Below are 20,880 nucleotides of genomic sequence, written 5' to 3'. Positions count from 1 at the left end.
TATGACAGTCCTTATCACTTGAGAGAATTTTCATTAAAAATATTTTTACTCTTTTCTTAAAGTGTCTCTTACCCACACACCAACTGCGTTTGGAACGTGCAAGGAAATGATAGTGATTGATTCACTATGAAAGGATTTGAAATGAGAGAATTCTTGTATTCGAGGTTATTATTCAAGTAAAAAAACGATGAAATATTATTATGAATTATCTTGTGTCTAAGAACGTAAAAGATCATTAATGGATGTTTTTTCTCGTGTTTTTTGATCAACGCGTTTTACAATAACGGCACAATAAAGGCTTGGTCCTGCTTCACCATTTGGTAAAGGTTTTCCAGGGAAAGAACCTGGCACAACCACTGAATAGGCTGGTACCTCACCGATAAAAATTTCACCTGTTGTACGATCAATAATCTTTGTAGATTTTCCAATAAAGACTCCCATTCCCAAAACAGCACCTTCACGGATAATACAGCCTTCAACAATTTCAGAACGAGCACCGATAAAGCAATGATCTTCAATGATTGTTGGGTTTGCTTGCAGTGGTTCCAAAACACCTCCAATACCAACACCGCCAGAAAGGTGGACATGTTTACCAATTTGTGCACAAGAACCAACAGTGGTCCATGTATCAACCATTGTACCCTCATCGACAAAAGCACCAAGATTAACAAAGGATGGCATCAATATAACGTTGGGTGCAATGTAAGCAGAATGACGTACAATGGCTCCAGGAACGGAACGGAAATTAGCACTTTTAAAATCTGCCTCTTGCCAACCAGAGAATTTTGAAGGAACTTTATCCCACCAATGTGTTCCATTGATTCCACCAGTGATAATTTGCATAGGATTAAGCCGAAAAGAGAGCAAAACCGCTTTTTTCAACCATTGATGAACATGCCATTGTCCATTTTTTTGTCGTTCTGCAACACGGATTTCACCTTTATCAAGAAGGTTCAATGTATGTTCGATACTCTCACGGATTTCGCCTTTTGTGGTAGTATCGATAGAATCGCGATCGTCAAAAGCTTGTTGAATAATCATTTCAAGTTGTGTGAGATGGGTCATGACGAGAGTTCCGTTAAACAAGTTGAAAGCTTCAAGATTTATTCTCTATGAACTACGCGAAGAAATGTGTTCAGTCAATAAAACGATGAGGAAGTAGGACAGGTGTATGAAAAAAGGCTGTAAAGAAAAAATAAAAGGAGAGCAAGAAAATTGGACACCACTTCTCCATACGAAGGATGCTCTACAACAAATACATAAAATCTCTAATTCAGCACAAATGCGTTCGTCTACTTATCGCTTAGCCTATATCGATCAAGATTTTATGATGCGTCCAGAGTTGCGCTCACAACGTATTGGTCTTGAATTTTTAAAGCCGGAAATAACCCTTAAAGAATATGATATTCAATCAACAGTTGTTTTGTTTGGTGGTGCGCGTATCCCTGAATCTGGGCAAGCAGCGTGGGCTGCAAAAAATGAAATACAAAAGAAAAATTTGCGTGCTATGTCACATTATTACGATGAAGCGAGAGAATTTGCGCGTTTGTGCTCACTTTATTCTGCTACGACAGAATATCGTGAATTTGTGGTTGTTACGGGAGGCGGACCAGGAATTATGGAGGCGGGAAATCGTGGTGCTTGTGATGTTGGTGCCCCAACGATTGGTTTGAATATTATTTTACCACATGAGCAGGAACCTAATTCGTATGTGTCGCCGCATTTGTGTTTCAATTTTCATTATTTGGGGATGCGCAAAATGCATTTTTTAGTACGAGCGAAAGCATTAGCTATCTTCCCTGGAGGATTTGGGACTCTGGATGAATTGTTTGAGACGTTAACTTTAGTACAGACGGGGCGTATGAAACAGGTACCAATTTTATTGTTTGGCAAAGAATTTTGGAGCAATACTATCAATTTTGAGTATCTGTCTGAACAAGGTACAATTTCTCCTACTGATGTTAATTTTGTGAAATTTGTCAATACAGCAGCAGAAGCTTTTGAAGAAATTCGTTCTTTTTATGAACTGCCTTGACGACTTTTAAGACGTTCACTCTTGAAGGATAATTAATACTCTACTTTAGTTAAATAAAGTCCTGAAGGAGGAGCAACAACACCACAATGTTTACGATCTTTAGCATGAAGAGCTGCTTCGAGATCTTGAGCTGTCCAACGTCCAATACCCACTTCCATGAGGCTTCCTGCGAATGAACGGATTTGATGATGAAGAAAAGAACGCGCTTGCGCATAAAGGAAAATCTCATCTCCTTCTCTTTGAACATCCAAACGGTCAAGGGTGCGAATAGGGCTTTTGGCTTGGCAATGTGCTGAACGGAAAGTGGTAAAATCATGTTTTCCTACAAGCTTTTGAGCAGCTTCATGCATGGCTTCAGCATTAAGAGGCTTTGGCAACCACCACACGCGTTTGGCATTTAAGGCTGGTGGAGAGCGACGATTAAGAATTTTAAAAAGATAATGACGTTTTACAGCGGAAAATCGTGCATCAAAGTCATCAGGGACATTTTGTACGTTTAAGATTGAAATCGCTTCTCCCTGTTTACGTAAAAGAGCATTGAGCGCATCACGTACAGTATGGGGATGCCAGTTTTTTATGAAATCAACATGCGCAACCTGTCCCGTAGCGTGTACGCCCGCATCGGTTCTTCCTGCTGTTGTTATGGTCAATTGTTGTCCACTAAAGGAAAAGAGTACCTGTTCAAGAGCTCCTTGTACAGTGTGAAGCTTTGCTTGACGCTGCCAACCAGCATAATTTGAACCATCATATTCAAGAGTGAGTTTAAAACGTGGCATCTTAAAAAACAGCAGAAATATGAGCACCTCGCAAAAAGGTTGCGCTATCAAGGACTTTACCACCCGATCTTTGGAGAGAGGTTATTTCTATCCGCCCTTGTCCACAATGGACAATCAAAGAATCTGGTTCTATTCGTCCAATTTCAAGAGAAGGACCTGTTGTTAAGCGACTATCAAGAATTTTTACACGTTCTTCTCGTCCCCCAATATTCATATTGCACCAGCAGCCAGGAGAAGAAGAGAGCGCACGGATATGCCTATGAATAAACTCTGCAGGTTTTGTCCAATCAATGCGGGTCTCTTCCTTTTTGATTTTGGCAGCATAGGTGATGCCTTCCTCTGATTGTGGGGTCAGTTTAAGTTGTCCTTTTTCAAGAGTTGATAGGGTTTCTACCATAAGTTCTGCGCCAATATGTGAAAGTTTGTTTAAAAGCTCAGCAGTGGTGGTGTTATCAGTAATGGGGATGGAGCGAGAAAGAGCGATAGGTCCCGTATCAAGTCCTTCATCCATTTTCATGATCATAATACCTGTTTCTTTATCACCAGCCATAATTGCTCGTTGAATAGGCGCAGCACCACGCCAACGTGGTAAGAGTGAAGCGTGGGCATTAAAACAACCAAAACGCGGCGTTTCGAGAATAGCTTTGGGTAAAAGGAGTCCGTAAGCTACCACAATAGCAACATCAACAGAAAGTGCTGCAAATTGCTCCTGTTGTTCGATTGTTTTGAGTGTTTGTGGCGTGAAGATGGGAATAGATTTCTCTTTTGCTACATTGTGAACAGGTGAGGGGATTAATTTAAGTCCTCGACGTCCTGCTGGGCGAGGGGGTTGACTATAAACAGCAACAACATCATGACCTGCATCCAATAAAGCACGTAAAATAGGAACAGAAAAATCTGGTGTCCCCATAAAACTTAATCGTAAAGCCATTACAAAACTGCTTCCTGCATGTTTTTTTCTTTTGCGCGTTTTTTAAATTTTCGTATCACCATATCGCGTTTGATCTTTGAAATGTAATCAATAAAAAGGCGCCCATCTAAATGATCAATTTCATGCTGCAAGCAAGTTGCCAAGAGATCGTCTGCTTCAATTTCTGTTTGTTTTCCTTCACGGTTCTGATAGCGAACACAAAGGCGTTTAGGACGTTCAACCTCTGCAAAATAGTCAGGAATAGAAAGACAACCCTCTTTATAAATATTACGCTCATCTGAAAGCCATAAAATTTCAGGGTTGATAATAACAAATGGTTTTTTCTGCTCATCTTCAGAATTTCCAGAGACATCTATAACCAACATACGTAGCGGTATACCAATTTGAATAGCAGCAAGACCAACGCCCTTAGCATTATACATGGTTTCCAACATATCATCCGCAAGTTTTTGTAGAGCTGAATCGACCTGATCAACGGGTTTGGACACTTCCCGTAAAATCGGATCAGGTAAAGTAACTAAAGATCTCATTGGCATAAGTAGAGATTAATCAATGGTTTGTTATTGGTCAATATTGAATAACGGATTCTTGCGTTTTTTTACAATAAGAGCGTTATATTATAATTTATGTTTGATTCGTTTTTTTCCATACTCGCTGGTGAGTTTTTTTCTAAACTAATGCTTTTGCTTTTATTTATATTTGTCTGTTTGGCATTTTTTATGTTGATACATTCTCATCGAAAAAAAGCATTTTTGGAAAATGAAATTGCTGAACGCGCACGTGAGGCACAAATGCAGATGGCTACCTTGCTGAAAACACAAGCTGAAATGCAAGGGAGAATGCAAACGATGGCGGAAATTTTTGGTCAACGGCAGGCTGAATTAAATAAATCACTCAGTGAGCAACTCAATGGGATGACAACAAGCTTAGGCCAAACACTTCAGGTACAGACCAAATCCACTTATGAAAATTTGAATCGTTTGCAAGAGCGTTTAGCAGTGATTGATGCGGCACAAAATAATATTCAATCGCTTACGGGACAAGTTGTTCAGTTGCAGTCCATTTTAAGTAATAAGCAGACACGTGGTACTTTCGGTCAGGGGCGGATGGAAGCAATTATTGCCGATGCCTTACCAACAAATGCTTATGCTTTTCAGGCTGTTCTTTCCAATGGAAAGCGCCCAGATTGTCTCATTCATATGCCCAATAAAGCCCCTTCTCTTGTTGTTGATGCTAAATTCCCTCTGGAGGCTTGGAATGCTATGCGTAAGGCAGAATCAGCGCAAGAGCGTCAAGAGGCAGAACGCCAATTTCGTACCGATATGGAAGTCCATATTCGTGATATTGCACAAAAATATTTGATTCCCGGAGAAACTCATGACACTGCTTTCCTTTTTGTGCCATCTGAATCGATTTTTGCAACAATTTATGAGGACTTTGAGGCATTGGTACAAAAATCCAATAGAGCCCATGTGATTATTGTTTCACCATCTTTGTTGATGCTCTCTGTCCAAGTAGTACAAACCATTATGAAAGATGCACGGATGCGTGAACAAGCGCATTTAATTCAATCAGAAGTAGCAAAATTGATGGAAGATTTTGGACGAATGGATATACGTGTTCGTGCGTTACAGAAGCATTTTCACAAAGCAGGTGAAGATATAGAGGGAATTTTGATATCATCCTCCAAAATTATGAAACGGGCAAATCGCATTGAAACTGTCGAATTAAAAGAGAATCATTCTGAACCAACAAAAATGACAACATTGGCTCAGTCGCAAACATTGCGTTTTGCTGACGAGGAATAAAGCAAAGCAAGCTTCTTAAATATCACAAGTCAGATCACGTTCTTTATTGATTGGTAATACTTTTTTAGTATCTCTATCTTGTTTTATTTCTTAAACGAGAGGAATAGGAAGATGCGACACCTTTTGTTTTTAGGGGCACTGGTGTTTCTGCTAGATGGGTGTGCAACGACCACTCCCACACACACAAACAATGCTTGTGCTATTTTGGCACAAAAAAATGGTTTTTTTGACAATTGGGGTAAGGCTTCTAAACGTGCAGAAATGCGCTATGGGATTCCTATGCCTATTATTCTTGCAACCATTAATATGGAATCGAGCTTTCGTCACAATGCACGTCCTCCACGTAAAAAACTACTTGGTTTTATTCCATGGAAGCGTCAATCGACAGCCTATGGTTATTCTCAAGCGCTTGACAGTACATGGGCAATGTATCTTCGCTCTACGGGCAGATCTTTTGCATGGCGTACGAATTTTGCAGATTCTGCTGATTTTATTGCTTGGTATCATCGTCAAAGTGTTCAACGCAATGGGGTGAGATTTGATGATGCATATAGCCTTTATTTAAATTATCATATGGGACATGGTGCTTATGCGCGTGGCGGGCGTGTCACTGCTGCACTTTCACAGGCAGCACAGCGCATGGCAAGGATATCGAGGCTCTATGAACAGCAATTAAAGAGATGTGGATGGCGTTAGGGAAGATTTTTGAAAATCTCAATTAGGGAATTGTTGCGGTAAAATTATTTGAGAGCCAAATTTCTTATGGCGTAATAAGGTTGTATCGTTTTTCTGATTGTTAAATGAAATAAATTGTTATTTTTTAGAATAAACCCAAGAGACAGAAAGCTTTTGCAATGCTCAATATATTTGACTGTACTCTCGATATTTTTACCTTCTTTGTTTAAAAAATTTACAATGGAAACTATATCCTATTTGGCTCAGGCATTTCGCACAGGTTTAAATATCAGAGATTATTAAAGAAAAATTTTAAAGTTTAATATCATTTTTTATTTTCATTATGCGTATTACTGGCTGGTTATTACATGAATATTTTCTTTGTTAACGTATAAAATAGCAATCAAAAAAATGCAATTCGAGCATCATATTAAAGTAAGAATCTCGAATGGCGTAGGGTTTTATCATTTCAGATCTCTTGAGGTTAAATCAATAAAAACAATTGGCTTGCACATAACAAGCGTAATTGGCATGTGGATAAAAACTGTGAAAGAAAAGACTAAAAATGTTTTTTATGAACATTCTCAAAAGTAAGAATTATCGGCAACATTGAGAATTAGCACATATAATGATGGCGCCACTTTGCTTTTACAACTCAACCTTGCTTGTGACGGGCAAGGAAACAAAATTAATTGATTCAATATGTTATTTAAGCGTGAATATACCTTAGTATTGAGCAGGTAGATGCTACCCAAGGTGGGCAATTTTTTAATTGGCAGGACATCTGATCAGGCTAAAAATACTCGAAAAAAGTTCTGATTCGCAATAATTGAGAAGTATATTTTAATATTTTATTCTCTCATCTTCGTTTAGATACTTCGTACCTTTTAAAAAGATGTCGATAACCAACATATTATGATTTTGTGGAAATATTGTGATAAAGAGAATTCAAATTTTGTTCTTTAAAACAAGGCGTAAGTTAAACAGCTCATTTTCCGTTTCTGTGCAAAGCATAAAAATTATCTACTTTCACGGTTACGACAGTAAAATTTTATAATCCAATCAATGATTAAAAATGTGTTATAATATCATAAAAATGCAAGGAACAGGCGCTATTGGAATGATGATTAAATAACACATAAAACTTTTAAATTGATGCACACGTTCCCTATTATAATTGATATTATAATTAATCCCCTTGATAGAATAGCTGGTCCTTTTGGTGGAGCTAAGCGGGATCGAACCGCTGACCTCTTGCATGCCATGCAAGCGCTCTCCCAGCTGAGCTATAGCCCCTATAAAAACAATTTTTCCCAAAAGGAAAGTATACAATTTCAGCTTTTCTAGAACGATCAAAATTGAAGATCAAGAAGAATTTACATTCAACGGAAAAGATATCCTCTTTTACTTCTCTTAAGCATCGTCATCATTAGAAACACCGCCTCCGAGAATATCAGTAACGTCATCATCTTCATCGTCATCATCATGAGATAAAAATGTATCATCGTCATCACCGAGATCTACATCACTATCTTCTAAATCAGGAAGATCGTCATCTTTAGAATCCTCATCATCCTCTTCAAGAAGCATAAAAGCAGATTTTTCAAGTGCTGTATCAAGCTCTTCAGCATCAACGTCTTCCTCATTGTTTGCTTCAGCTGCTGCAACTTCAAAGTAAGAACGCGGATAAGAAATTCCTGTATAGGGCGACACAATAGGATCGCGATTTAGATCGTAAAATTTTTTTCCTGTTTCTGGATCAACACGTTTAGTTCCAAGTTCTTGTTTTGCCATAAACCGTGCCTCTTTGATTAACTATTATTCCATTAAAAGATAAATTTTATGGTGCTTAATCGAAAAATAATACCTTTGTCAAAGATAAATACACTGTTCCACAGTGATTTTTTCATGACGTCTTTTAAAGCATGTGCTAAAGGATGCACAATTTCATAAAAGTTAGATAGAATTAAATAGAATTTCCATGCAAAAAGCAATCCCTATAACCACCTATAAATCAAGTAGTCTCTCTGGAAAAATTAAAATACCAGGAGATAAATCAATCTCTCATCGCTCTCTTATATTGGGAGGATTAGCAAGTGGTGAGACACATATTCATGGATTACTTGAAAGCGCTGATGTACTCAATACAGCTTCTGCTATGCAAGCTATGGGTGCCTGTATTATTAAAAAAGATGACTTCTGGACCATACGAGGAACAGGGAATGGTTGCCTTTTAGCTGCACAAAAACCTTTGGACTTTGGAAACGCTGGAACGGGTGCTCGTTTGGTTATGGGAATGGTTGGGCCATATCATATGAAAACAACCTTTATTGGTGATGCTTCTCTCTCTAAACGTCCAATGGGACGTATTCTTGATCCGCTGCGTCTCATGGGGGTTGAAATTGAAGCAACGCATGATGATCACCTTCCTTTAACACTTTATGGTCCGAAAATGGCTAATCCGATTCGTTACCGTGTTCCAATAGCTTCCTCCCAAATTAAATCAGCAGTCTTGCTTGCTGGACTCAATACCGCCGGCATTACAACTGTTATTGAACCAGTTCTGACACGAGATCATACGGAAAAAATGTTAAAAGCATTCGGTGCACAACTTGAAATAGAAAAAGATAATGAAGGTGCGCGTTTGATTCATCTTAACGGTCAACCCCATCTTATTGGGCAAACGATTCATATTCCGGGTGATCCTTCTTCTGCTGCTTTTCTAATTATCGCAGCCCTTCTTGTAGAAGACTCTGATATCACCATTGAAAATGTTTTGATAAATAATTCTCGAATAGGGCTTATCGAAACATTGTGGGAAATGGGTGCTCAAATTGAATTTTTGAACCGACGTCAAACAGGTGGAGAGGATGTTGCTGATCTACGGATAAAATCATCGGTTCTTAGAGGCGTTACGGTGCCCAAAGAACGTGCTCCATCGATGATTGATGAATATCCTGCTTTGGCAGTAGCAGCAGCCTTTGCAGAAGGTAAAACAGTGATGTTAGGAATTGAAGAGTTGCGTGTAAAAGAATCAGATCGACTGTCTGCTGTTGCTCAAGGACTCGAAATTAATTGCGTAGACTGTGAAGAAGGTCAAGATTTTCTTATTGTTTATGGGAAAGGTTCTGCCAAAGGTTTGGGTGGTGGACATGTCTCCACACATCTTGATCATCGAATTGCTATGTGTTTTCTCGTTTTTGGGCTTGTATCAGAAAAACCTGTTACCATTGATGATAAACGAATGATCGCTACGAGTTTTCCAGAATTTATTCCTTTTATAAAACAACTTGGGGGGAAAATCGCTTGAAGCCTTTTGTTATTGCCATTGATGGGCCTGCAGCCTCAGGCAAAGGAACCTTAGCACGCAAAATTGCTGCACATTATCGTCTTCGCCATCTTGATACTGGTCTTACTTATCGTAGTGTTGCTCATACGCTTTTACAACAAAATTTAGCTCTTAATGATGAAAAAAATGCTATTATTTATGCTAAAGAACTTGATTTTAATACCTTAAATCCTGCCCTTCTTTCTTCTCATGAACTTGGTGAAGCGGCTTCAAAAATAGCGATTAATCCTGCTGTACGCAAAATTCTTGTCGAAAAACAACGCAACTTTGCTAAAGTTTTGCCTGGCTGTGTGCTTGATGGACGTGATATCGGAACTATTGTTTGTCCTGATGCCGATATCAAGTTTTATGTTTTAGCCAATGTTCAAACGCGCGCCAAACGTCGCTATCAGGAGATTTTAAAAAAGGGTGTTCAAGCAAATTATCATGAAATCCTAACTCAACTTGAACAGCGCGACAGTCGCGATATAACGCGCAAACAAAGTCCACTAAAACCAGCAAAAAACACCCACTTGCTTGATACGTCAGAATTGAGTATAGAAGCAACATTTGAAATTGCATGTAGTTTTATTGATCCAATCATAAAAATGCATATAATTGGATAAATTCGTTAAGGTGACTTCCAGCCTAGCGCTAACTTTTTTTCCTTTATTCAAGGAAAAAGGCAGGGGGTTGCTTATGTTAACACTAACCTAGCGCTCATACCTTATAACACAAGGTATATATTAGGAGTTCTTATGTCACAATACAATCCCACAACAGCGGATTTTGAAGCCCTTTTAACAGAATCTTTTCAAACCAATGATCTTAATGAAGGATCTGTTGTTAAAGGTCGTGTTATTGCAATCGAAAAAGACATGGCCATTATTGATGCTGGTCTTAAAGTCGAAGGACGTATTCCTCTCAAAGAATTTGGAGCTAAAGCAAAAGACGGTTCTTTGCAAGTTGGCGATGAAGTTGAGGTTTACATTGAACGCATTGAAAATGCGATGGGTGAAGCTGTTTTATCACGTGAAAAGGCACGGCGCGAAGAAAGTTGGGTCCGTTTGGAGGAAAAATTCAATGCTGGTGCACGCGTTGATGGAGTGATCTTTAGCCAAGTAAAAGGTGGTTTTACAGTCGATCTTGATGGTGCTGTTGCTTTCTTGCCGCGCAGCCAAGTTGATATTCGTCCCATTCGTGATGTTTCACCTCTCATGCACAATTCTCAATCCTTTGAAATTTTGAAGATGGATCGTCGTCGTGGTAATATTGTGGTTTCACGTCGTACTGTTTTAGAAGAAAGTCGCGCCGAGCAACGTTCAGAAATTGTACAAAATCTTGAAGAAAACCAAATCGTTGAAGGTGTGGTGAAAAATATCACAGATTACGGTGCCTTTGTTGATCTTGGTGGGATTGATGGTCTCTTGCACGTTACAGATATGGCATGGCGGCGTGTTAACCACCCATCTGAAGTTCTCACAATTGGTCAAACGATTAAAGTTCAAATTATTCGCATCAATCAGGATACGCACCGTATTTCTCTTGGAATGAAACAGCTTGAAAGTGATCCTTGGGAAAGCATCAGTGTTCGGTATCCGATTGGTAAAAAAATTACAGGTGCTGTCACCAACATTACTGATTACGGTGGTTTTGTTGAAATTGAGCCAGGAATCGAAGGGTTGATCCATGTTTCTGAAATGAGCTGGACGAAGAAAAATGTTCATCCTGGAAAAATTCTGTCTACATCACAAGAAGTAGAAGTAGTTGTTCTTGAGATTGATCCTTCTAAACGGCGTATTTCTCTTGGCTTAAAGCAAACATTTGAAAATCCATGGGAAGCTTTTGCCAATAAATTTCCTGTCAATTCACAAATTGAAGGAGAGGTTAAAAATAAAACAGAATTTGGTCTGTTTATTGGGCTTGAAGGCGATGTTGATGGTATGGTCCATTTATCTGATCTTGATTGGAACCGTCCTGGTGAACAAGTCATTGATACTTACAATAAAGGCGATATCGTTAAAGCTGTGGTCCTTGATGTTGACATTGAAAAAGAGCGCATTTCTCTTGGAATTAAGCAGCTTTCCAGCGATAAAGTTGGAGAAGCAGCTGCTTCTGGCGAATTGCGAAAAGGTGCTGTTGTAACATGCGAAGTGATTGCTGTTAACGACAATGACATTGGTGTGAAGTTGATTGACCACAACCTTGAGACAACCATTCGGCGTGCTGATCTCGCGCGTGATCGTGATGAGCAACGTCCTGAGCGTTTCGCAATTGGACAAAAGGTTGATGCTCGCATCACAGCATTTGATAAAAAAACACGTAAAATTTCAGTATCGATTAAAGCTTTAGAAATTGCAGAGGAAAAAGAAGCTGTTGCACAATATGGTTCTACAGACTCGGGTGCTTCTCTTGGTGATATTCTTGGTGCTGCTTTAAAAAAACAAGAACAAGATTAATCATCAATCATTAAAGCTTACGGTGTTATTAAGGTCACTCATTTTAGGGTGACCTTTTTATTTTCTAAAAAAATTGTCTGCTTATTTTCTAATTATTGCGTAAAAAATTATAACTGCTTGCAACTAAAAACAAAAAGTTTGTTTTTTTGTCTATCAACGGTTCACTATTCAGATAAAATGCTTACAATTTAAATAAACAACGATGTAATTGAATAACAATGGGACATTATGACGTGCATAATACCTTTCATAAAGTGCTTTTTTTCTCAAAAAGAGAAAAAAAACCATTTTATTAATACGGATTTTCCTCTTCGTGCAATTTATAAGGTACGGGAAGATCTTTATAACTTAGGGCGTGATATAGCTTCTGGTAAAGAAATTTTACTCCCTGAATATGAAGGAGTAGAAGATTTTCGCAAGAGATTGAATGAAAATGCGAAACTTATTCTTAATGCCTTTCATACCAGTGATTTTGCAGCCCGAAATGATGAGACTATCGCACCGTCTGCTCAATGGCTCATTGATAATCATTACACCATTGATAAAACTATACAAAAGCTACGTCGTAATCTACCCAAGTCCTTCATAAAGCAACTTCCTCTTTCTACACACAAAGCGGAAATACCACGAATTTTTGCTTTAACTTGGCTTTATATTGCGCATACTGATAGCAGCTTTTCACAAGAAACACTCACTGCTATGACCAATGGATTTCAAGAAGTTTGTGCGCTCACAATTGGTGAATTGTGGGCTCTTCCTTCTGTTATGCAAATGTTGCTCATTGAAAATGTCCGTCGTCTTTCAGTACGTATCGAAAAAGCGCGACATATGCGCCATCTTGCTAGCCAAGTGGCTGATAAAATTTCTCTTGTAGAAAATAAAAAAAATCTACACTCTCTCTTTACGCAGTATAAACCATTTACTGTTGATCCAACGTTTTCAGCACATTTATTCTATCGCCTGCGTAGTGCATCTGTCGATTCAACCGTAGCATTAACTTGGCTTGAAAAGCAATTGAAAAGCCAAGGCAGTAGCTTAGAGATTGCAACAGCTGATGAACATACCCGACAAGCAGCAGATGGTGTGACCATGGGAAATATTATCCGTGCTCTTAAAGCTATAGATGATGTTGATTGGACAGCATGGTTTGAAACAGTGAGTTGTGTCGATTCTATTTTGCGTAAAAATAGTGATTTTTCTGAAATTGATTCTCACTCACGCAATATTTATCGACAAGTCATTGAAAAAGTTGCACGCTTTTCGCCTCTTAGTGAGCTGGAAATTGCACATAAAGTTGTAGAAATGGCAAATTCCACTTCTAAAGATATGCCTCATCATTCTTGTGTGGGGTGGTACCTTGTTGATGATGGTCGTGGCATATTTGAAAAGGCTTGTGGATATATCCCGCCCTTTCTCATAAAATGGACACGAGCTTCCTGTTGCTCAAAATTGAGAGTCATCGCCATTCCTGTCTCTTTTCTGACGCTCGCTCTTTTGCTTGTAATTTACGCCCTTTTACAAATATCTGGCATGACATCATGGATGTCTTTTTGCTTTACTGTATTAGCGCTTTTTCCTGCTATCGATGCTGCTTTTGCTTTATTTAACACTGTTGTTTCATGGTTTGTCCCATCAAGACAACTCATTGGCTATGAATATAAAGAAGGTATTCCAAAACATGCACGGACAATGGTTGTTGTACCTACTTTGATGACATCACGCGATGATATTGATGAACAAGTGCGCAATCTTGAAGTGCACTATCTTTCCAATCCTAAAGGTGCCATTCATTTTGCACTCATTACAGATTGGGTGGATGCTCCATTGAGAGAAACGCAAGATGATCTTGATTTATTGCACTATGCGCAAAAAAGTATTGATAAACTCAATAGTCGTTATCATTGTGATGAACTTCCTCTTTTTTTCCTTTTACATCGCCGACGCCTTTATAATACAAGCGAAAAATGTTGGATGGGATGGGAACGAAAGCGAGGAAAACTTCATGAACTCAATCGGCTCTTAAGAGGCGATAAAAACACAAGCTTTTATCCTCCCAATCCACACCTTCCTATGGATTGCCGTTTTGTTATGACGCTGGATTGTGATACACGTCTTACTCCAGAGAGCGTCGCGAAACTTGTTGGAAAGCTTAACCATCCACTCAATCATCCCATTTTTGATCCGCAAAGTGGAAAGGTTGTAAAAGGCTATAGCGTTTTACAACCACGCATTATTCCTTCTCTTACAACAGGAAAAAAAACATCAATTCTCCAACGGGTTTTTTCTATCAACCGTGGCATTGATCCTTATGTTTTTGCCGTTTCTGATACTTATCAAGATCTTTTAGGAGAAGGTACCTTTATCGGTAAAGGTCTTTATAATATTGATGCATTTGAACAAGCGCTTGATGGCAAAATTAAAGAAAATACTATTCTTAGTCATGATCTCTTAGAAGGAGGTTATGCTCGTACTGCTCTGGTAAGTAGCATAGAAGTCATTGAAGACTATCCAACCGCTTATAATATTGATGTTATGCGTTATCATCGCTGGATTCGCGGTGATTGGCAGCTTTTGCCTTATCTTTTTTCCCACCGTCAAATAAGTTCCGTGACGCGTTGGAAAATGCAGGATAATTTACGTCGTTCTCTTACTCCACTTATGTGGTTAATCGCAGCATTTGCAGGATGGACTTTTTTGTCTTTCAAGAGTGCAATTGTCTGGCAAATATTCTTGTTGTTTAGCTCCTTCATTTCTCCCATTCTATGTGTATTAAAAACGCTAGTCTCGTCCAATATAGATCATTCTTTGCGTGGACATTTTCAATTAATTTGGAACAAAACTGCTCTTACAAGCGCTGATATATTTCTTAAAACAACGTTTCTTGCTCATTCGGCGTATTTTATGACCGATGCGATTATTCGTACACTCTATCGTATGACGATTTCAAAACAGCATCTTCTTGAATGGAAAACTTCTGCCGCAACAAAATCAATGCCCAATAGTTTGCGTTTCTATGTTTTTACAATGGCACCAGCATCGCTTATTGGTGTCCTTACTGTAGCACTTTCTCTTTTTTCTGATAGTTTTGCAAGCTTGATTGCTTTTCCTTTTGGGATAGCATGGTTTTTTTCACCCTTCATTGCTTGGATTGTGAGTCAACCTTCAACCTTTCAAGATAGCCTTGATCTTTCTTCAAAAGATGAAAAAAAACTTCGCTCTATTGCACGGCGTACATGGCTTTATTATACAACCTTTGTCAATGCACAAAACAACTATTTGCCTCCCGATAATTTTCAAGAAGATCCTGAACCTCTTGTTGCTCAACGTACATCTCCTACGAATATTGGCGTTTATCTCCTTTCTGTTATTGCTGCACGTGATTTTGGCTGGATTGGTTTTGAAGAGACCATTACCCGTATTGAATGTACATTACGCTCTCTTACAAAAATGGAAAAGTTCCGTGGTCATCTCTATAATTGGTATGAAACGGATACACTCAGGCCTCTTTTACCTACTTATGTATCAACCGTTGATTCAGGAAATCTTGCCGGTCATTTGATAACACTCTCTTCTGCCTTAAGTGAATGGGCTGAAAAACCGCCTCTTTTTTTTCAAATTGATCGAGAAGGCTTATCGGATGTTCTTGCTATTCTTGAAGAAACTGTCAAAGAAATTCCAGATCATCAACCCAATTTACGCTCGTTACGTCAAAAAATCGAAGAAAACATCACTCGTTTTCATGACTCTGTCTTCACTTTTGTAAAACAAGAAAATACAATTCCTTCTCACATCATAGACCTTTCACATGCAGCCCACGATATTGTGCACTTAGTCAGTGAACTTGACCACAAAATTCAAACAATAGAATCTGCTCGTGCGCTTTCTTGGGCTAAATGCCTTATCGATACCTGTAACGCTTATCATCATGATGCGACTGCTCATTGTGATACTGAAAAATTACGTAAAAAACTAAACAGGTTGGCTATAGTGGCACGGCAAATAGCCTTTGATATGAAATTTGACTTTTTAGAACAGCCTAAACGGCATCTCTTATCCATTGGATATCGTGTTCAAGAAAACAAACTCGATGAAAATTGTTATGATCTACTTGCTTCAGAAGCACGTCTTGCAAGTTTTTTTGCTATCGCAAAAGGAGACATAAAACTTAAACATTGGTTTCGTCTTGGTCGACTCCTCGTACCCATAGGTTGGAAAGGTGCGCTCCTATCATGGTCTGGATCGATGTTCGAATATCTTATGCCATCTCTCATAATGCATGAACCTTTAGGATCTCTCCTAGATCAAACAAATCGATTGATTATTCGTTGTCAAATACAATATGCTCATAAACGGGAATTGCCATGGGGTATTTCAGAGGCCGCATTTAACGCTCGCGATCATTTAATGAATTACCAATACGCTCATTTTGGTGTTCCAAACCTCGGACTCCAACGTGGTCTTTCACGCAATGCTGTCATTGCTCCCTATGCCAGCCTTCTAGCGGCACAATATGCTCCTGCTTGCGCTGTCGCTAATTTAAAACGACTTCGTGATCTTGGAGCTTTAGGAACATATGGTTATTATGACTCTGTCGATTTTACCCCTTCACGCGTGAAAACAGGGGAAAAATACGCTGTTGTACGCAATTATTATGCGCACCATCATGGCATGTCTATCCTTGCTCTTAACAATGTTATTTTTCAAGGGCGAATGCGTGACCGTTTTCACCGTGATCCCATTATTGAAGCAACGCAATTGCTGTTACAGGAAAGAGCGCCTCATCTCATTCCTATTATTCATACCAAAGCTGTTAATCGTATGCGCAATAAGTCTCAAGCACTTGACGCCGCTCCTTTGCGCATTATTACAAACCCGTTGCTCAAACCACGAGAAACGTTACTTTTGTCTAATGGCTTTTATTTTACCATGCTAACAGCGAATGGTTCTGGTTACAGTCGGTGGCACGATTATGCGATTACGCGCTTTATTCCTGATGCAACAGAAGATCAACAAGGTACTTTATTCTTCTTACGCGATACGCATAGTGGACGGTGGTGGTCTGTTACTAGTGAGCCAACACGTGTTATTGAAGAAGAAGCTGTCAGCATTTTTACAGATGAAAAGGCTGAATATACAAAAATGGTTGATGGTATAAAATCAACACTTGAATGTCTTATTACATCTGAAGGATGTGGCGAAGGTAGACGTATTCAACTGATGAATACGACAAATAAAGAGCGCCTCATTGAAGTGACTTCTTATGGTGAATTAGCGCTTGCCACAATGGATACAGACGAAGCTCATCCTGTTTTTTCCCGTATGTTTATAGAGACAGAAATTGCTGAGGAAGGTAAAACAATTTTTGCTAAAAGGCGCAAACGTTCACCTAGCGATCCTGAAATCTATGTTGCCCATTTTGTCTCTAGTACAACAGATATTCTCCAAGAGACAGAAGCTGAAACGGATCGCTCTCTGTTTATTGGGCGGGGTCGATCTATTCATCGGCCCGCTGCATTTGACCAAAATGCTCGTTTCAGTAACAGTCAAGGTTGTGTTCTTGATCCTATTATGTCATTGCGATGCCGTATAAAAATTTCAGCATATGGAAAAGCAGAACTTATTTTTTGGACTTTTGCTGCTCATACAAAAGAAGCGCTGCATAATCATATTAAACATTATCGACAACCCGATATGTTTCAAAAAGAACTTTCAAGGGCATGGACGCGCTCACAAGTCGCACTGTATCAGAGCGGAACCCAGCCTAAAGAAGCTATTGTCTATCAAAAATATGCCACATCGCTTATCTACCTTGATCGAATATGGCGTCTTTCTCCTGAAATATTAGCAAAAACGCTTGGAAAACAGTCCGATCTTTGGCCTATGTCCATTTCAGGAGACAATCCACTCTGTCTCCTTAGATTAAATAACGAGGGAAATATCTCTGTACTGCGTGAGCTCCTTAAAGCACACGAATATTGGCGTATGCGCGGACTCATCGTTGATTTGGTAATTCTCAATGAACAAGTATTTTCCTATATACAAAATACACAACGGGCTCTTGAATGGGTCTGTGAATCTTATCGACACCACGCACAAGAGGCAGATGAACGCCAACATATTTTCATGCTTCAGCGTGACAAAATAAATGAACAAAGTTTTAAAACGCTTCTTGCATCAGCGCGCATCGTTCTTGATGCCCAAAATGGCTCTTTATCTGAACAGCTTAAACGATTTGATGAGAGTGATTTTGATCTTACAGTTCATAAAAATTATCATGAATTGCATGATCAATTAGATTACCAAAAATATAACGAAGGAAGGCAAGTTACAACACAAACTGAACAAAATTTTTTTGCTTCCATTGGTCTTATTAGCCAACGAAAACCATCTTCTTTTCTCATAAATGGAGAAGATCTAAAATATTGGAATGGTTACGGTGGTTTTAACCAGTATAACCATTATGTAATACGTCTTCATGGACGTACAACCACACCGCACCCGTGGATTAACGTCATCGCTAATCACAAATTTGGTTTTCATGTCTCTGCTGAAGGTGCAATTTTTACTTGGGTTAACAATAGCCGCGATTATAAATTAACTCCTTGGGCAAATGATCCAACATCTAACCGGCCAGGAGAAGCACTTTATCTGGTTGATCGCCAGTCTTTAAAACGTTTTTCACCCGTTTCTGCTGTAGAATGTGATGAAAATATTGTCTATGAGGCTTGTCATGGTTTTGGATTTTCAACTTTTAAATCGACACATTCAGAAATTGCATTAGAACTGACTCATACACTCGATCCGGAAAAACCAGTTCGCTTTTCACGTCTTACCCTCACGAATGAAGGGAAAAAACCACGCAGTTTACGCCTTTATAATTATGTTGAATGGGTTTTGGGAAATACCCGTACAAAATATGCCCCCTTCATTATTTCCTCTTATGAGGACAAAAGGGGTGTACATTTTATTCAAAATCCTTATCACATTGAAAAATCTCAACAAGTCACATTCTTATCGGCATCTGAAATGCCAACCAGCACCACAACCAATCGTGCTGAATTTATTGGTGCAACGGGAACCGTAACGCATCCAACAGCGATCCGTAAAGCTGGTGCTCTTTCGAATACCATTGAAGCAGGATGTGATCCTTGTTCAGCATTTTCCTATGATATTGATCTTCAAGCAGGGCAAACAAAAGAAATCATCTTTTATCTTGGCAGTGCTGAAAATAGACAAGAAGCTGAAAAATTACTTAATCACGTACGTGCAAGTGATTTTGAAATTCTGCTCACAAAACAAAAACAGCAATGGAGCGATTTTGTTTCTCCTTTTCAAGTTAAAACACCGGATCCCTCTTTTGATATTATGGTCAATCATTGGCTCCCTTATCAGACCTATGCATGCCGCATCATGGCACGCGCAGGATTTTACCAAGCTAGTGGTGCATTTGGCTTCCGTGACCAGTTACAAGATAGCTTATCTTTATTATTGCTGGAACCACAACTGGCACGTGAACAATTGTTAAACGCCGCCGCGCACCAATTTCTTGAAGGGGATGTGCAACATTGGTGGTTACCCGATACAAATGCTGGTGTTCGTATGCGCATTTCTGATGATATCGTTTGGCTTGCATATGCAACAGCTCTTTATGTCAATACCACTGGCGATGATGCCTTTCTTGATACGCTCATTCCTTTTATTGAAGGCGATGTTCTCAAAAGTGGGCAACAGGATGCTTATTTTCAACCCACCCAATCCTCAAAGGTTGCAACAGTTTATGAACATTGTGTTTTAGCTTTAGACCTTGCCATTAAACGTTGTGGACCCCATGGTCTCCCTCTTATTTTAGGTGGGGATTGGAATGATGGCATGAATTTGGTAGGTGTGGAAGAAAAGGGTGAAAGCACTTGGTTAGGATGGTTTCTTGGTACTACATTAAAAGCATTTATTCCTTTGGCCAAAAAACGTGGTGATAACAGCCATATGCAAATATGGAGTACATACCTTGAACGCTTAACAAAATCCCTAGAGGAAAACGGTTGGGATGGTGCTTGGTATCGACGTGGTTATTTTGATGATGGAACACCTCTTGGTTCTAAAATCAATGATGAATGCCAAATTGATACCATTGCTCAATCTTGGGCTGTCATTTCTCAAATGGCGTCGCCTGAACATCAAAAGCAAGCAATGACATCAATGTTGGAACATCTCTATGATAAAAAAGGCGGACTCATTCGCCTTTTTTGGCCACCTTTTGACAAAAGCACACTTGAGCCCGGTTATATAAAAGGTTATCCTCCAGGAATCCGAGAAAATGGTGGTCAATACACGCATGGTGCCATTTGGAGTATTTTAGCATTGGCAAAAATGGGGCAAAACGATAAAGCTTATGCGTTATTTTCTATGATTAATCCGATTACCCATGGACAAGATCCTGAAACTTATCGTGTTGAACCTTATGTGATGGCCGCAGATATTTATTCTGTTGAACCACGATGTGGTCAAGGCGGTTGGACATGGTATACAGGCTCAGCCGGTTGGTTTTATCGCGCTACAACACAAGCTATTCTTGGAATACAGCGTCAGGGAGATCTGTTGTTTTTACAGCCACATTTACCCTCTATTTGGCCAAAATATGAAGCAACAATGAAGTTTTATGATGCCGTTTATACCATTAAAGTAAAATGGGGACCTAAAAATATGCTCCATGTTAATGGCAAAAAATATACCGAAGTTCATGCGGGGATAAAGTTACACAAAACAGGTCAGCATGAAATTATACGTATTGTTAAATCTTAGAGATGAAAGATGAAAAAGAGAGCAGACTTTTTTATTCTTGCTCAAAACTGTAGAGTTGTTATATCGCAC

General features: G+C 39.1%; 12 protein-coding genes and 1 tRNA gene. 7 read left to right on the top strand and 6 right to left on the bottom strand.

What is annotated here, in order from left to right; all coding sequences use genetic code 11:
- Positions 1 to 216: 216 nt before the first annotated feature.
- Positions 217 to 1,065, bottom strand: a complete 849-nt coding sequence (gene dapD / locus ACFIJQ_RS00450) for a 2,3,4,5-tetrahydropyridine-2,6-dicarboxylate N-succinyltransferase (RefSeq protein ID WP_375627976.1) — start codon at positions 1,063 to 1,065, stop codon at positions 217 to 219.
- 106 nt (positions 1,066 to 1,171) lie between these two features.
- Here dapD and ACFIJQ_RS00445 point away from each other — a divergent pair, with 106 nt between their 5' ends.
- Complete coding sequence (locus ACFIJQ_RS00445; RefSeq protein ID WP_375627974.1) at positions 1,172 to 2,035, top strand: LOG family protein; 864 nt, start codon at positions 1,172 to 1,174, stop codon at positions 2,033 to 2,035.
- Positions 2,036 to 2,067: 32 nt separating this feature from the next.
- Here ACFIJQ_RS00445 and truA read toward each other — a convergent pair whose 3' ends face one another.
- From truA to def, 3 genes are read right to left on the bottom strand one after another with little or no spacing between them, the layout of a single operon-like run.
- Positions 2,068 to 2,811: a tRNA pseudouridine(38-40) synthase TruA gene (gene truA, locus ACFIJQ_RS00440; RefSeq protein ID WP_273787496.1), complete on the bottom strand. Its 744-nt coding sequence runs from the start codon at positions 2,809 to 2,811 to the stop codon at positions 2,068 to 2,070.
- 1 nt (position 2,812) lies between these two features.
- A complete protein-coding gene (gene fmt, locus ACFIJQ_RS00435; RefSeq protein ID WP_273787495.1) occupies positions 2,813 to 3,742 on the bottom strand; it encodes a methionyl-tRNA formyltransferase in 930 nt (309 codons plus the stop codon).
- The gene (def, locus tag ACFIJQ_RS00430) at positions 3,742 to 4,278 is read right to left on the bottom strand and encodes a peptide deformylase (RefSeq protein WP_273787494.1); all 537 of its coding nucleotides are present in this window, start codon (positions 4,276 to 4,278) and stop codon (positions 3,742 to 3,744) included. Before def ends, fmt begins: the two co-directional genes overlap by 1 nt.
- 90 nt (positions 4,279 to 4,368) lie before the next feature.
- Between def and ACFIJQ_RS00425 the strand changes: the two genes are divergently transcribed.
- Positions 4,369 to 5,550, top strand: a complete 1,182-nt coding sequence (locus ACFIJQ_RS00425) for a DNA recombination protein RmuC (RefSeq protein WP_026500134.1) — start codon at positions 4,369 to 4,371, stop codon at positions 5,548 to 5,550.
- 111 nt (positions 5,551 to 5,661) lie between these two features.
- On the top strand, positions 5,662 to 6,246 hold the full coding sequence (locus ACFIJQ_RS00420) for a membrane protein (protein ID WP_012754500.1): 585 nt from the start codon (positions 5,662 to 5,664) through the stop codon (positions 6,244 to 6,246).
- 1,199 nt (positions 6,247 to 7,445) lie between these two features.
- Here the strand turns inward: ACFIJQ_RS00420 and ACFIJQ_RS00415 are convergent.
- Positions 7,446 to 7,521 (bottom strand) — tRNA-Ala (locus ACFIJQ_RS00415).
- A gap of 117 nt (positions 7,522 to 7,638) precedes the next feature.
- A complete protein-coding gene (locus ACFIJQ_RS00410; RefSeq protein WP_012754501.1) occupies positions 7,639 to 8,019 on the bottom strand; it encodes a TIGR02300 family protein in 381 nt (126 codons plus the stop codon).
- Positions 8,020 to 8,206: 187 nt separating this feature from the next.
- On the opposite strand from ACFIJQ_RS00410, the gene aroA reads away from it, so the two are divergent.
- From aroA to ACFIJQ_RS00390, 4 genes are all read left to right on the top strand, one after another.
- Positions 8,207 to 9,535, top strand: a complete 1,329-nt coding sequence (gene aroA, locus ACFIJQ_RS00405) for a 3-phosphoshikimate 1-carboxyvinyltransferase (protein ID WP_273787493.1) — start codon at positions 8,207 to 8,209, stop codon at positions 9,533 to 9,535.
- On the top strand, positions 9,532 to 10,179 hold the full coding sequence (cmk, locus tag ACFIJQ_RS00400) for a (d)CMP kinase (RefSeq protein WP_273787492.1): 648 nt from the start codon (positions 9,532 to 9,534) through the stop codon (positions 10,177 to 10,179). The genes aroA and cmk overlap by 4 nt, the downstream gene beginning before the upstream one ends.
- Before the next feature lie 132 nt (positions 10,180 to 10,311).
- Complete coding sequence (gene rpsA, locus ACFIJQ_RS00395) at positions 10,312 to 12,012, top strand: 30S ribosomal protein S1 (RefSeq protein WP_026500132.1); 1,701 nt, start codon at positions 10,312 to 10,314, stop codon at positions 12,010 to 12,012.
- 228 nt (positions 12,013 to 12,240) lie between these two features.
- Complete coding sequence (locus ACFIJQ_RS00390; protein ID WP_375627970.1) at positions 12,241 to 20,811, top strand: GH36-type glycosyl hydrolase domain-containing protein; 8,571 nt, start codon at positions 12,241 to 12,243, stop codon at positions 20,809 to 20,811.
- Positions 20,812 to 20,880: the final 69 nt, after the last annotated feature.

The organism is Bartonella sp. TT67HLJMS (genome assembly GCF_042193375.1).
GTDB lineage: Bacteria > Pseudomonadota > Alphaproteobacteria > Rhizobiales > Rhizobiaceae > Bartonella > Bartonella grahamii.
Note: the sequence above shows the minus strand (reverse complement) of the source record. Positions and strands in the feature narration are given on the sequence as shown.